At 47.9% G+C, this 13602-nt stretch carries 13 protein-coding genes; 9 read left to right on the top strand and 4 right to left on the bottom strand.

From position 1 onward, the window contains the following. The first annotated feature begins 5 nt into the window (after positions 1–5). From D9Y29_RS21830 to D9Y29_RS21820, 3 genes are read left to right on the top strand one after another with little or no spacing between them, the layout of a single operon-like run. Positions 6–2327 carry an ABC transporter permease subunit gene (locus D9Y29_RS21830; RefSeq protein WP_127132306.1) on the top strand — a complete coding sequence of 774 codons (2322 nt, stop codon included), beginning with the start codon at positions 6–8 and terminating at the stop codon, positions 2325–2327. A 22-nt stretch (positions 2328–2349) separates the two neighbouring features. Next, complete coding sequence (locus D9Y29_RS21825; protein WP_127132304.1) at positions 2350–3648, top strand: MutS-related protein; 1299 nt, start codon at positions 2350–2352, stop codon at positions 3646–3648. Positions 3649–3663: 15 nt separating this feature from the next. Beyond that, on the top strand, positions 3664–4992 hold the full coding sequence (locus D9Y29_RS21820; protein WP_127132301.1) for a MutS-related protein: 1329 nt from the start codon (positions 3664–3666) through the stop codon (positions 4990–4992). On the opposite strand, the gene D9Y29_RS21815 is transcribed toward D9Y29_RS21820, so the two are convergent. Beyond that, the gene (locus D9Y29_RS21815; protein WP_127132299.1) at positions 4989–6086 is read right to left on the bottom strand and encodes an MBL fold metallo-hydrolase; all 1098 of its coding nucleotides are present in this window, start codon (positions 6084–6086) and stop codon (positions 4989–4991) included. The two genes, D9Y29_RS21820 and D9Y29_RS21815, sit on opposite strands and share 4 nt — an antisense overlap. Positions 6087–6251: 165 nt before the next feature. On the opposite strand from D9Y29_RS21815, the gene D9Y29_RS21810 reads away from it, so the two are divergent. From D9Y29_RS21810 to D9Y29_RS21790, 5 genes are read left to right on the top strand one after another with little or no spacing between them, the layout of a single operon-like run. Next, positions 6252–7019, top strand: coding sequence for a hypothetical protein (locus D9Y29_RS21810; RefSeq protein WP_127132297.1), 768 nt, complete (start codon positions 6252–6254; stop codon positions 7017–7019). Between the two features lie 47 nt (positions 7020–7066). Further along, positions 7067–7669, top strand: a complete 603-nt coding sequence (gene rdgB / locus D9Y29_RS21805; RefSeq protein ID WP_206513845.1) for an RdgB/HAM1 family non-canonical purine NTP pyrophosphatase — start codon at positions 7067–7069, stop codon at positions 7667–7669. 51 nt (positions 7670–7720) lie between these two features. After that, a complete protein-coding gene (locus D9Y29_RS21800) occupies positions 7721–8299 on the top strand; it encodes an RNA polymerase sigma factor (protein WP_127132295.1) in 579 nt (192 codons plus the stop codon). Between the two features lie 3 nt (positions 8300–8302). After that, positions 8303–9217 (top strand): hypothetical protein, encoded by a 915-nt coding sequence (locus D9Y29_RS21795; protein WP_127132293.1) that lies wholly within the window; start codon positions 8303–8305, stop codon positions 9215–9217. Between the two features lie 5 nt (positions 9218–9222). Further along, complete coding sequence (locus D9Y29_RS21790) at positions 9223–9657, top strand: acyl-CoA thioesterase (RefSeq protein WP_127132291.1); 435 nt, start codon at positions 9223–9225, stop codon at positions 9655–9657. A 140-nt stretch (positions 9658–9797) separates the two neighbouring features. Here the strand turns inward: D9Y29_RS21790 and D9Y29_RS21785 are convergent, their stop codons facing one another. The 3 genes from D9Y29_RS21785 to D9Y29_RS21775 form a co-directional block, all read right to left on the bottom strand. Further along, positions 9798–10535: a shikimate dehydrogenase family protein gene (locus D9Y29_RS21785; RefSeq protein ID WP_127132289.1), complete on the bottom strand. Its 738-nt coding sequence runs from the start codon at positions 10533–10535 to the stop codon at positions 9798–9800. Beyond that, positions 10532–11305 carry a phosphosulfolactate synthase gene (locus D9Y29_RS21780; RefSeq protein WP_127132287.1) on the bottom strand — a complete coding sequence of 258 codons (774 nt, stop codon included), beginning with the start codon at positions 11303–11305 and terminating at the stop codon, positions 10532–10534. Before D9Y29_RS21780 ends, D9Y29_RS21785 begins: the two co-directional genes overlap by 4 nt. Before the next feature lie 87 nt (positions 11306–11392). After that, a complete protein-coding gene (locus tag D9Y29_RS21775) occupies positions 11393–12808 on the bottom strand; it encodes a tetratricopeptide repeat protein (RefSeq protein WP_127132285.1) in 1416 nt (471 codons plus the stop codon). A 280-nt stretch (positions 12809–13088) separates the two neighbouring features. Between D9Y29_RS21775 and D9Y29_RS21770 the strand changes: the two genes are divergently transcribed. Next, positions 13089–13439: a hypothetical protein gene (locus tag D9Y29_RS21770; protein ID WP_127132283.1), complete on the top strand. Its 351-nt coding sequence runs from the start codon at positions 13089–13091 to the stop codon at positions 13437–13439. Positions 13440–13602 lie beyond the last annotated feature (163 nt).

Raw genomic sequence — 13602 nt, 5'->3', positions numbered from 1 at the left:
ATAACATGAAGATTGTATTCAAATTAGCAAAAAACGAATTACGGTACCTGTTCTTTTCGCCCATCGCCTGGTTCCTGCTCATCGTTTTCCTGGTCCAGTGCTCGCTATTGTACTGCGATCCCCTGTTCAACCTGGCCAATTACCAGGATGTATCGCGGAAAGATCAACCGGGGTTCATATTCAATGCCTCACTCACCTACAACCTGTTTTTGGAATCCGGGGTGTTCATGAGCGTTATGAGGAACCTCTATCTATTCATCCCCCTGCTCACGATGGGATTGATTGGAAGGGAATGGGACAATGGTTCCTCGAAACTATTGTTTTCATCCCCCATCAGGCTCAGACAGATCGTACTTGGCAAATATATTGGCGTGGCTACCTATTGCCTGTTGCTGGTGGTAATACTCGGCATATTTGTAGTAGCAGCCATGTTCAATATCAAAAACGTGGACTATGGTTTGTTGCTTTCTGCTCTGTTGGGTTTTTACCTGCTGGTGCTTGCCTATACAGCCATCGGCCTCTTTGTAAGCTCGCTCAGCCATAACCAGATCGTTGCAGCCATTCTCACATTCGCCATCATTTTCATCCTTAGCCGGATCGGCGGCCTCTGGCAACGCCATGATTTTGTAAGAGACCTCACCTGGTTCCTGTCTCTTCAGAACAGGACCTGGAAAATGCTGATCGGTTTGATCATTACAAGAGATGTGATCTATTTCCTGGTCATCACCGCCATGTTCCTCGGTTTCACACTCATCAGGCTGAGAGCAACAAGGGAAGCCAAACCCTGGTATATCAGGGCAGCCAGATATGCCCTCGTACTTGCAGTAACACTGACCATCGGATATATCAGCTCCAGGCCTGCACTTACCGGTTACCTCGACACTACTGCTGCAAAAGTGAATACCATCCCCGTTAAAATGCAGGAACTGCTGAAAGAATTCAGGGACAGTACCCTGGAAGTGACTTTATACACCAACCTGCTTGGCAAAGGGCTGGGGTCAGGAATGCCCGAATCCCGCAATGCCGGTTATCTCTCCGGCTTTTGGGACCCCTACCTTCGTTTCAAACCGGATATCGATCTGAAATACGAGTACTATTACAATACCGTGTATTCAGCTGAAGACAGCACTTACCTGCAGGGCAGGACCATTCATGATGTTGCAAGGGAAACAGCAGAATCGATGGACATTCCGCTCTCCATGTTCAAGAAACCGGAAGAGATCAATGCCATCGTTGACCTGAAACCGGAAAATTACAGACTGGTGATGCAGGCGAAATACAAAGGCAGGAAGGTAATGCTCAGGACCTATGATGATCCTGGTTTCTGGCCAGACCACAACAATATGATGGCAGGTCTGAAAAGATTACTCAATTACAAGATCCCAAATGTTCAATATGTATGTGGTAACCTGGAAAGGCATGCTTACCGGACAGGAGAACGTCAGTATTCTCTGCACGCTACTTATAACGGCGTAAGGATGTCGCTTCCCAACATCGGTTTCAATGCAGATACAGTGAACCTTGCTTCACAGGATATCAGCCCCGGCACAGACCTGCTGGTACTGGCCGATCCGAAAACAACATTGACTTCTACTGCTATGGAGAAGTTGAAACAATATATCGATCACGGTGGGAATATGATCATTGCCGGTGAACCGGGAAAACAGGGAATACTCAATCCTTTGCTTCAGCATATTGGAGTTGAAATGATGAATGGACAACTGGTACAACCTACTTATGATGAAACGCCCGATAAAGTAAGGCCCTATCTTACGTACGAAGGAACATTCCTGTACGATGGACAAATTCCATTTCGACAGCAACTCCTCAGCAAGGATACCATTCCTTCACTCATGCCTGGTGTTACTGCCCTGAAACTTGGCGCTGCAAGCCCCTTCCAAGCAACCAGGGTAATAGAAACATTACCAGGTAAAGTATGGCTCAAAGCTGGCATGCTGGTGGAAGATTCCACGCTGCCTGATTTCAATGCCGCAGAAGGGGATCTCAAACAAAATTCATTCACCACTGCCCTGAGCCTCACCAGGAAGATCAGCAATAAGGAACAGCGCATCATCGTGTGCGGTGATGCCGACTTTGCCAGCAATCTCAGGATAGGCATGAACTACATGAAATATGTACTTCCCTTTTACTCCTACGCTACCGGGAACCTGTTCCCTGTTTATATGCCGAAAAAAGAGCCGGAAGACAGGGAGTTGATCATCCGCGCACCTGCAGCAGCCATTCAAAAAACGATTTTCGTTTGGGTATTACCGGGAGCAGTGCTGTTGTTTGGCGCTATCATGCTGATCAGGAGAAAAAGAAAATAAACAACTGAAAATCGAAACAAGAATGTTACGAACTGATGAACAAACTATAAAAGACCTGGGGATCTTCGGTAGCCGGGATGGCAGTGGCATCTTCGATATCTACAATCAAAGCCATACCCGCGGAGGAGAAACCCTGCTGGAAAGGATCTTCCTGCATCCCCTTTCCAGCAGGGAAGCCATCAATACGCGCAGTAAGATCATTGAAAGCTTTGCCCGTTCAGGGCTTGGCTTTCCCTATGATGCTGCCATGTTTGATATGGCGGAGAAATACCTGAACAACAACAAGGGCAATCCGGAACAAAAGAACAGTCATACCACCCTGGGAGAAAAAGAAATACAGAATGGAGTAACGGCTGTACTTGACCTGGTACGGATCAGCAGGGACTTTATCGAAAACCCTGAAGTAAAAGCTATCGCAGCCTACGCGGCTGAACGCAATGAAATAGCAGAACTCTTATCGGACCCTTCTTTTGGGCCCGCGCTGAAAACGCAATCGAAAGAAAAATTATCTTACTCCGCCATCACCGCCTATGATGCACTGTTCAGGGTAAGCGGAAGGGATAAGATCGGGAAACTGCTCAATTACATTTACTACCTGGATGTATATATATCAGTAGGACAGACCGCTGTGACCAGGAAATTCATCTTTCCCAAAGCCCTTCCGAAAGGTTCCTGTGAATTAAGCCTTGAAGGCGTGTTCCATCCTGCATTGAAAGAACCAGTAGGCAATGATATTTCCATGGGTGCAGCGCATAATATCATTTTCCTCACCGGAGCCAATATGGCCGGCAAGTCAACTTTCCTGCGGGCTGTAAGCACAGCGCTGTACATCGCGCATACAGGCTTTCCTGTGGCTGCAAAGGCCATGAGCTTTTCCGTTCTCGATGGTATGTACACCACTGTGAACCTTCCTGATAACCTGGGCATCGGCGCCAGTCATTTCTATGCCGAAGTGCAGCGCGTGAAAAAAGTGGCAACTGAGCTGAGCAGCGGCAAATCTTTTTTTATCCTCTTTGATGAACTGTTCCGCGGCACCAATGTGAAAGACGCGCATGAAGCCACGGTAGCTGTTATCAAAGGCTTTGCAAAGAACCCAAACAGTCTTTTCATCATCTCTTCCCATATCGTGGAAGCCGGGGATGATCTGCAGGAAAAGAAGAATGTCCGTTACTTCTTTCTTCCTACCCGGATGAACGGCCATCTACCGGAATATACCTACACGCTGGAACAGGGCATCACCAATGACCGGCATGGCATGATCATCATACGCAATGAAGGTATCCTGGAGATCTTGAAGAATGGGAAGAAAATTCATTCCTAAACATATAACCACACCATGAATTTCGGCATCGATAAACAAACACTGGAAGAGCTGAACCTGCTGGGAAAATTCAAACAGGGATCGGTCTATCATCTTTTCAATCACGTAAGAACAAGAGGCGCAGAAAAATTGCTGGACGATATGTTCCGTCATCCGCTGACCGATGAAAATGAGATCAATGCCCGCAGTGGTATTTTCCGTTTCTTCCGGAGCCTTCAGCTCAGCTTCCCATTTGATGTGCAGCAGATCAGCCTGATGCGGGATTATATGGATTCCAGCGCCAGCAAACAGGCAGCTATGGTACTCGCCGGGATGCACATGCGAAAAATACTTTCCAGCCTCACCAGGGACGAGCGTTATAAGAAGAACATACAGGGACTGCATGCTGTGATCATCACGCTGAACAAAGCATATGAATTCGCCAGGAGTATTCCGGATACAGACCATCCTTATGCCGGAAGGATAATGGAGATCCGTGGGATCCTTGACCAGAAATGGTTGGAAAAATTACGCAGGATGGATATCTATCAATCCATGTCTGTAAACACCATCGCATTCTATGAACACCTGTTGAAAGCAAAGCATTTCAAGGAAATGGAGAACATACTGCAATTCATTTATGAAACCGATGTGTACATCTCCGTTAGTAAAGTGGCAGCAGACAGGGGATTCGGTTATGCCTATGCGCTACCTTCTGACGCCAACGTATTTTCCGCTAAGGATCTGTCACATCCCTGTATCACCGGCGCTATCAGCAATGATGTAAAAATGGACACAGGTAAGAATGTGTTCTTTCTCACAGGGGCCAATATGGCGGGTAAATCAACTCTCATGAAATCCATCGGCATAGCCATGTACCTGGCGCATATGGGTTTCCCTGTTGCTGCCGCCAACCTGGAGTTTTCTGTGCGGGAAGGCATGTATTCGAGCATCAATGTGGCAGACAATATCGGGCTTGGCTACAGTCATTTCTATGCAGAGGTAGTAAGAGTGAAGCGTGCCGCTGAAGCAGCCGCCAGCGGTAAACGCTTATTGCTGATGTTCGATGAACTGTTCAAAGGCACCAATGTGAAAGATGCTTACGATGGCACACTCGCCGTAACCGATGGATTTTCCGGCTACAGCCAATGCCTCTTCATCGTATCCACCCATATTACGGAAGTGGGAGAAGCGCTTGACCGTAACAGCAATATCCGGTTCCGGTATATGCCCACCGTAATGGAGGGTGCCCATCCCCGTTATACATACAAACTGGAAGAAGGCATCACGGAAGACAGGCAGGGAATGATGATCATCAGAAATGAAGGCATCCTGGAACTTCTGGATGCAGGCGGGAGACCTTAATTGATCCCCTTCCACCATTGCTGAAAGGATTGTGTGCTATCAGTAAGGATCACGGGCTGACCGATCATAGGCGTTTGCAATTTGTACGACTTACCTGCTGAAAGCGCTGTGATCCTTTCCAGTGGCTCCGTCCACGGATGCTTGCCCAGCGTGAACTTGGAATGGTGAACAGGGATCACGTTCTTTGCCTGCAGATCGATAGCGGCCTGGCTCACATCCTCCGGAAGATTGTGCACGGATTGCCAGGCTTTATCGTACTGCCCATCTTCGATGATGGCCCAGTCGATTGGACCATATTTTTTTCCGATCTCTGCAAAGCGGGAATCATAGCCTCCGTCGCCACTGACATAGATCTTCATATCAGGCGTTTGGATCAGGTAAGACATCCAGAGTGTTCTGCCCCTGGCGAAACCTCTGCCTGAATCGTGGTGTGTAGGTTCGGTATGGATCACGAAGTTTGTATCTATTTCCACTTTCTGATACCAGTCTTTTTCAATGATGCGGCTGGGATCATATCCCCAATATTCGAAATGCGCGCCTACGCCCAGTCCGCAGATCACCTGCTTCACTTTGGGTTTCAGTTGCAGGATGGACTCATAGTCCAGGTGATCATAGTGATCATGCGAGATGATGAGATAATCGATCTCCGGCATATCGTCCGCAGAATAAATATTGCTGCCCTTGAACGCTTTCACTCCCCAGGGCAATGGCGATGCTTTTCCACTGAAAACAGGATCTACCAATATCCGTTTTCCATTTACCTGCAAATAGATGGTGGAGTGCCCCATCCAAACGGCCAGGTTACTGTCTGGCGGTAATTGGCTGAGCTCTGTTTTTACTGAAGGCAGGGAATCTACCGGATGGCGCGACGGATATGATTTGAACAGGGTCTTATAGATCTCACCCATCATCGAATAACCTTCGCTGATAGTAGGTCTTTCCACACGGTTGCGGAATCGTCCGTCCTTATAATGCGGTGATTTTTCTATCAATGCCAGTCTTGCGCCTTCGGGATGTTTCCCGAATTGCGGCTGCTGGATATATACTGCCGTGATCAATGCCAATACGAGTATCAATGTTAATAAGATGAGCATGGTCCGTTTGATTATTTTTAAGAATCGTTTCATCTGAAGAGGTAGACGGGCCAGCGGGACGTATATTGTAAAGATTGACTGAAATAAAAAAGAAAAAAACCGGGGTGGTCATTCATTATTTTCTGCAGCCAGAACTTAACCTTCCTTTTGTATCTTTACCGCGATATGAGCTTCGAGAATATTCAATTGCCTTCCTCTGTTCTGTCCGGCCTCTACAAGCAGGTAGTGGTAACGGATGATTATGACCAGGTGCCCGGCGGCCGTGAAAAGAGAACAGAAGAGATCAGTCCGGCAGTTAAAACAGCACAGGCAATGGATACATCTCAGGCCGCAAGTCAAGGTCTGGACAGAGGTTCGGGTTCCGCCAGCTCCACCGCAACTGGTGCATCCCATCAGGGGGCCGCAGGTTCAAATCCTGTCTTCCCGGCAGCCGCATCACAGCCATCACCTGTGCAAGAAAACTCAGACGCAGCCAGTATTTCCGGCTGGTCTGCCAGCCCTTCATTACCCACTACCCCACCCGGCGATGCAACAGTATACCGCTTTCTCGGAAAGAATGCGAAGCATGTGGCCATCATCGTTTACTCCCCTAATGACGCTTATCTCCCGGACGATCAGTTGCAGCTCCTCACCAAAATGCTGGATGCCTGCAAACTCAATCTCGGAGATGTGGCCATTATCAATCAGGCTTCGCAAACAGTGCATTTCACGCAACTGGCGGAACAATTGAAGGCGCAGAAGACCCTTCTCTTCGGTATCCAGCCGGAGCAGATCGGGCTGCCACTGAGTTTCCCGGCATACAAAGAACAGGAATATGCAGGCTGCACCTACCTTCTGGCCAATCCCCTCGGCGATATGAACCAACCCAATGAGGAAGGCAGATCACTCAAAGGAAAATTATGGGGATGTTTGAAAAAAATGTTCAATATTTAAGGCAGCAAAAGACGAGGCTTTGCCGGTAGCACGAAATAATTTTACCTATGATCAGGATCGTATTTGCCACCAATAATGCCAATAAGGTCACCGAAATGCAGGCTGCCATCGGCGGTTCGCTGGAAGTGGTGAGCCTGAAAGCCGCAGGGATCAATATCGATATTCCCGAACCTCATGATACGTTGGATGCCAACGCATCCGAAAAATCCAACGTCATCCACCAGCTCACCGGGGAAAATTGTTTCAGTGAAGATACCGGTCTCGAGATCGACTCCCTCAACGGAGAGCCCGGCGTGAAAAGCGCCAGGTATGCAGGGGAAGACAAAGCCTTTGATAAAAATATCGATAAAGTGTTGACTAAAATGGGCGATACTGAGCATCGTTCCGCCCGCTTCCGGACCGTCATCTCCCTCATATGGAATGATAAAGAGTACCTCTTCGAAGGAATTTGTGAAGGCCGCATCCTGAGCGCCCGCCAGGGCAGCGGAGGATTCGGATATGATCCCATCTTTATGCCCGAAGGAGGCAACCGGAGCTTTGCCGAAATGAGTATTGCTGAAAAGAACCAATACAGTCATCGCCGCAAGGCAGCCGATAAGTTGGTTTTATTTTTGCAAAACCAAACTCAGTCCGCTTCTGATCGTTCATAATAAGAGGATTACAAAAGGTTTTTATCTTTACTTTCAACACTTGTCAAAAACTTGGATAACAAAAGCAACTATAACATTACCGAATCCGACTTAATAAAGGGAGCTGTGGCCGGTGACAGGCGGATGCAGGAGGAACTGTACAACAGGTTTTCGCCAAAAATGTACGCTGTTTGCCTGCGCTACGCCAATAACAGCAACGATGCACAGGACCTGCTTCAGGAAGGATTCATAAAAGTGTTCAGGAATCTTCACAGGTTCCGGGCCGAAGGTTCTTTTGAAGGGTGGATGAGAAGGGTTTTTGTGAACACCTCCATCGAATATTTCAGGAAGAAGTCCGCACAACTCTCCAGTGTAAGCGAAAAAGAAGAGAATACCATTGAAGACAGCGATATTTCCGCCCTGGACCAATTGGCGGAAAAAGATATCATTGCCATCATCCAGGAATTGAGTCCCGGATATCGCACTGTTTTCAACCTGTATGTTGTGGAAGGATATTCACACCGGGAGATCGGCGAAATCCTGGGCATCAGCGAAGGTACCAGCAAGAGTCAGCTCGCAAGAGCAAAAGCATTGTTACAAAAAAAGATCAGTCAATATTTAAGTGATACGCGTAAATCATATACGCGCTAACCTATGGAACCCACCATCCAACATAAACTGGCTAATCTTGAGATAGCGCCCCCGCAGGGCGGATGGGAACTATTGTCTGCCCGCCTCGATACAGAATATGATCAGTCGGAGATCCGACTGGCGCAAACGCTGAACGATACTACGCTCACGCCGCCATCGGGCGCCTGGGCCGCTATCGCCGCCAACCTGCCTGCTGCTGAAGAAGATCTCATTTCAGTTCCGGCACAACCCGTCCCTGCAAGAGTGGTCTCCTTTCCCCTCGGAAAAGTAGCCGTAGCTGCAGCGGTACTTATCGTTATCAGTTTTGTAAGCTGGTTCATGCTCAGGTCAGGTGAAACAACTGCACCGGTTGCACAAACGGAATCACCTTCCGGTAATAACGCGCAGGCACAACCTAACACGCCTTCCAATTCTCCCAATCGCATCACCACGCCTCCTGCTATCGCACAGGAGATCCCTGCGGAACGCCCGGGAACATCGGCCTCCGAAGAAAGAGATACCGAAAACAATTCAACCGGAACAGACGCATTACCCGATAACCAGGTGGACCAGGACCTTCCTTCAACCGATCCATCGCTGGTACGTGCACAAGACCTGTCTGCTGCTGTAAGTATTCCCAACCGCGCCTATCGCGATGCCGCAGGTAAAGTAGTGATGGACATGGCCCTGCTCACCACCCCCGGCAACCAATATGTTACGGTGACTGCGCCTAACGGAGAACAAACGCGCATCTCGCGAAAGTTCCTCCCTGTGCTCACCTTCATCAATACCGGCGCAGACAATGGCCAGTTCAATTCATCCTTCAAACAAAAGGTCCAGGAGCTCCGTAAACAACTGCTGCAACAGGCATCTTTTGTACCTTCGGCCACCAATTTTCTCGACATCATGGAACTGAAGGAAATCCTTCAGGATAAATAACAACTATGCCACGCATCAAGATCGATCTGCCCACTGATTTCTCTTTTACTTCGGTTATACCTGTACGTATCACTGATCTCAATTACGGCAATCATGTGGGCAATGACACCATCCTTTCACTTATTCATGAAGCACGCGTTCAATACCTTCACTCACTCGGTTACGGAGAGCTCAACTTTGGCGGCGCAGGCCTGATCATGGCCGATGTGGGCATCGAATACAAAGCGGAGCTGCATTATGGCGATATAGTGCGCGCATCTGTTGCAGCCGGCGATCTCTCAAAAATCTCCTTCGATCTTTATTACAAACTGGAAAAAGAAGAAAACGGAAAAACAATACTGGTGGCGGCAGCCAAAACAGGCATGGTTTGTTTCGATTATGCGAAGAAGAAAGTAACCGCACTTCCTGAAGAAGCCCGCCAGAAACTCGAAGCAAAATAATTCCAGCGTGTGCCCAGTCGCTCGCCTCTGGCGAGTGACTTCTATTTAGTCGCCTCCGGCGACGCGGTGTTCGCCGGAGGCGAACTAATATTCCTCACTCGCCGGAGGCGAGCGAGTGGCAGCACCAAAATTAAATGTAACTACTTTTCATTCCAGATCCGCCAGCTTTCCTTAGCCTGGATCACCAGCATATCCATTCCATTCTTGATGGCAGCGCCCTGCGCTGCGCCTCTTTGCAGGAACTGCGTTCTTGCCGGATTGTACACTAAATCATACAGATAATGCTTCGCACTCATTGCCTCATAGGGCAATGCAGGCCAGGCATCTTCTTTCGGATACATGCCCACGGGAGTGGTATTAACAATCAGCGTATATTCATCAATGATAGCAGGCGTTACCTGTTCATAACTGCGCTGGTTAGCCGCAGAAGGAGTACGGGAGATAATGAGGTAATCGATGCCTTTCTGTTCCAGCACATAACAGATGGCTTTGGCTGCGCCGCCGGTGCCCAGCACCAGCGCCTTCCTGTGAGAAGGTTGCAGAAATTCATTGAGGCTTCTTTCGAAACCCAGAACATCCGTATTGAAGCCGGTGAGCTCACCATTCTCAATACGGATGCAGTTGCAGGCGCCGATGGCCTGTACCACCGGCTCCATATGATGTAAAAATGGAATTACCTGTTCTTTGTAGGGAATGGTCACATTCAATCCGGCCAGGTCTGTATGATTGGCCAGGATCTCTTTCAGCACTGCGATCTCCGGGATCGGAAAATTCTGGTATAAACAATCCTGTATCCCTTCTTTTTTGAACTTTTCCGTGAAGAAAGGCTGTGAAAAAGAGTGACCGAGAGGATAGCCGATCAGGCCATATCTTCTCATTGACTCAGTTCATTGTTGAGGAACAAACTGAAAGTATCTCCACGGAGCCCAACACGCATGGCTTCCAGGGGAATCACTTCTGTTGGTGCGATATTACCCAGGTTCACATTGCAACCGAGCAGTTCGATGAAATAAAGTTGTTGTGCTTTCTGCGGCGCTTCCCAGAGGATCTTTTCACCGGGGATCTGTGTGAGGATCTCCTGCACCAGGCCTTCACGTACTTCACCTGAACCACGGTAGATGCCTACGTTGCCTGCTTCGCGCGCTTCTGCGATCACATAGGAGGAACCTGCATTCAGCTCTGCGCGCATCAGTTCGATCCATTTGTAGGGAGGAATGATATGAGCCGCATCCTTGCTGCCCACTTCACTGAGTACGGTGCCATGTTTTGTGAGCTTCTCGATATATCCGCATTTCTCTGCATGGGGAATGGTGATGGAACCATCACTCACTTCCATATACGAAATACCATATTCTTTACAAACGTTGATATAATCGTCGAACTGATTGCGGATGAGAAAAGCTTCAAAAAGTGTTCCGCCGAAATAGATCGGAATATTGTAACTCTGATAGACCTTGATCTTTTCTTTCAGGTTGGGTGTTACGAAAGAAGTACCGAAACCCAATTTCACTATATCAACATGGGGGCGTGAGATCTCCATGAAATTATGCACTTCAGAGATGCTGAGGCCTTTGTCCATCACCATGGTGACACCATCGTTGCGGGGTTGGGCAGTTCTTTCGGGGATCTGAGAAAGATTGAAATTCATTCGACTGGTTTTACACTTAGGAATTTTCTAAAGTCGCCGCAAAAATAGGGAAGAAACGCAAATGCAACAGTGATTTAAATCATTGGCCTATTTATTCTTTTTGAACCTGGCCACAATATCTGCCACTAACTGATGTTGCAGGATGGAAGGGTCCAGCTCCACGATTTTCTTCAGTAGCCTGGGGCTCTGGCTCATGGCATTCTCCAGTTGAAGCAATGCTTCCTTGGTCTTGCCCAGCGCCAGGTACACGGCTGAAAGATAGAACCTGAATACAGGCTTGTTATTGGTCATATGTAAGGCAGCATGCACCTGCTCCAGGGCCTCCTCATAGAATTCGCCATGGTAAAGGCATCGGATCAGCGACTCCCAGCTGGTTACATTCCTGGGTCGCTGCCCTACTACATTAGAAAAATATTGAATAGCTTCCTTGTAATCGCCCAGTTGCATCTTACACTCGCCCATCGCCAGGTTATATTCCGGTTGTAAACGATGGATCTGCATGGCAGTTTCCAGTTGCTTGATGGCAGTGCCCCACTGCCCTTCATTCATATAGGTGCAGGCGATCTTGAAATACAGTTTGCTGTCTTCCTGGTTGAGATGCGAAGCCTTTCGATAGTAGAATCTTGCCTGCGCATAGTTCTTCATTCGATCGTAACAATGACCGATGGCTTCATAGATCACATCTTCAGGCCTCGACAATTCCAGTACTTTCTCCAGCACTTCGATCGCATCCCTGTACTTACGGAGCCGGATATACGCATCTCCCATATTACGGTACGCATAATCGAACTTCTCGTCTATCACAACTGCGTATTTATAGGCGTCGATGGCTTTTTCGTAGAGTTTCAGTCCCTGGTAAGCTGCAGCGAGGTTGAACCAGGCAAGTTCACTGTAAGGATGTTCATCGATGATCTGGTTATGGAGGCGGATGCTTTCTTCATTGCGGCCGGTGGAGTCTGTCCAGAAACAGATCTTGTACAATGCTTCCTCATTGGTAGGGTCCTGTTCCAGGATCAGTTTGAGGCAGTCGAAGATCTTATCGAACTCTTCATAATCATCATAAACATCCGCCAGTTCGAAGAGCAGCTCGATCCTTTCCTGACCCTCAAACAGTTCGAGTGCATTTTCAAGGAGGGCTACGGCTTTCTCCTGCTGGTCCAGCGCCAGGTAAGCGGCAGTCTTGAGAATATACAGGTTGATATCATTACTGTCAAGCACAGCCGCGTGGCCCAAAACCGAAAGCGCCTCATGGTAGTGGCGGGTGGCGATGAGCAGGTCTGCTTTCTTGATATGCAGGATGGAAGAATAGGGAAATAGCTCGATCCCCATTTCTGCGGCTACCAGTGCCTGTTGGAGATCCTCCTCATCATCGTAATAGTCGATGATCTTTTCAAAAGAATCCTCATCCAGGAAAGAGTGGCTTTTACCATTCTTCAGGTTCTGGAACTGTTTTACCAATTCTTTGATTTCGTCGTTATTCTGGCTCGATGGGTTATCTCTCATGAATCAATGTAATGGTTATTCTAAAGTACTTTTCCTGTGGTTCCCTGCCAAGTTTTGTTATTGACAGGGGTGCATAAGTTTTACCTGGAATCCAACAATTTAGGAACGGGATGCAACATTTTGGTAAAAAACAGGATCATTTTGTGCAAACTGTAACATTTCGGCATCTTAAGCGTTAAAAGAATTATAAAGCCCGGGATGAACGGTTAAAGGAATCCCAATTTTTTTATATATTTTTGCATTAATTATGCAGGCAAACTTTACGCTAAAACTTAACCAAATGCTAAGAAGAACGATCATCAGTTGCGCGATGGTTGGGATTGTGGCGCTTGCGTTGGCCAGTAGCGGCGGAGGTGGAAAGAAAGGTTCCCAAAAGAATGTTCCGCTGAAGCCTGAGTTCACTCCCATCAGGACCACCAATGGTTTTACCTTGAAAGCTGGTCCTTTATACACGGGTAGTCAACTGGCCCGTAGCCAGAATTCCGTGAGTTATATCACTTATAACTCATTGGTAACCTACGAACAAGGCAATAAGATCTTTATTCTGCCCAGCTCGGTAAAGATCAAATCACAGCCTCAGTTCCGTTCTAATCTGAATGTACTGGACCTGAAGGTCCGCTTGCGGAAATAATCCGCTTTATTGGTCAAACCCCAGGCAAACGCCTGATCTTCAATTATGGAGCAGGATGTTAATCGCCGTAAAAGATATTGCCAGCCTTCAGGCTGGCTTTTTTATTTCCCTCATTTACTGCAAAAAAAGGGGGCTGACTAAAAAGGGCGGAGAGCTGGCAGTC

Origin of the sequence: Pseudoflavitalea rhizosphaerae (assembly GCF_003991355.1) — a bacterium.
Classification (GTDB): Bacteria; Bacteroidota; Bacteroidia; order Chitinophagales; family Chitinophagaceae; genus Pseudobacter; species Pseudobacter rhizosphaerae.
Note: the sequence above shows the minus strand (reverse complement) of the source record. Positions and strands in the feature narration are given on the sequence as shown.

Bases quoted from the DNA above. Each gene is read 5' to 3' on its own strand.
- D9Y29_RS21830 (WP_127132306.1), top strand. From the start codon at position 6: ATGAAGATTGTATTCAAATTAGCAAAAAACGAATTACGGTACCTGTTC.
- D9Y29_RS21825 (WP_127132304.1), top strand. From the start codon at position 2,350: ATGTTACGAACTGATGAACAAACTATAAAAGACCTGGGGATCTTCGGT.
- D9Y29_RS21820 (WP_127132301.1), top strand. From the start codon at position 3,664: ATGAATTTCGGCATCGATAAACAAACACTGGAAGAGCTGAACCTGCTG.
- D9Y29_RS21815 (WP_127132299.1), bottom strand. From the start codon at position 6,086: ATGCTCATCTTATTAACATTGATACTCGTATTGGCATTGATCACGGCA.
- D9Y29_RS21810 (WP_127132297.1), top strand. From the start codon at position 6,252: ATGAGCTTCGAGAATATTCAATTGCCTTCCTCTGTTCTGTCCGGCCTC.
- rdgB (WP_206513845.1), top strand. From the start codon at position 7,067: ATGATCAGGATCGTATTTGCCACCAATAATGCCAATAAGGTCACCGAA.
- D9Y29_RS21795 (WP_127132293.1), top strand. From the start codon at position 8,303: ATGGAACCCACCATCCAACATAAACTGGCTAATCTTGAGATAGCGCCC.
- D9Y29_RS21790 (WP_127132291.1), top strand. From the start codon at position 9,223: ATGCCACGCATCAAGATCGATCTGCCCACTGATTTCTCTTTTACTTCG.
- D9Y29_RS21785 (WP_127132289.1), bottom strand. From the start codon at position 10,535: ATGAGAAGATATGGCCTGATCGGCTATCCTCTCGGTCACTCTTTTTCA.
- D9Y29_RS21780 (WP_127132287.1), bottom strand. From the start codon at position 11,305: ATGAATTTCAATCTTTCTCAGATCCCCGAAAGAACTGCCCAACCCCGC.
- D9Y29_RS21775 (WP_127132285.1), bottom strand. From the start codon at position 12,808: ATGAGAGATAACCCATCGAGCCAGAATAACGACGAAATCAAAGAATTG.
- D9Y29_RS21770 (WP_127132283.1), top strand. From the start codon at position 13,089: ATGCTAAGAAGAACGATCATCAGTTGCGCGATGGTTGGGATTGTGGCG.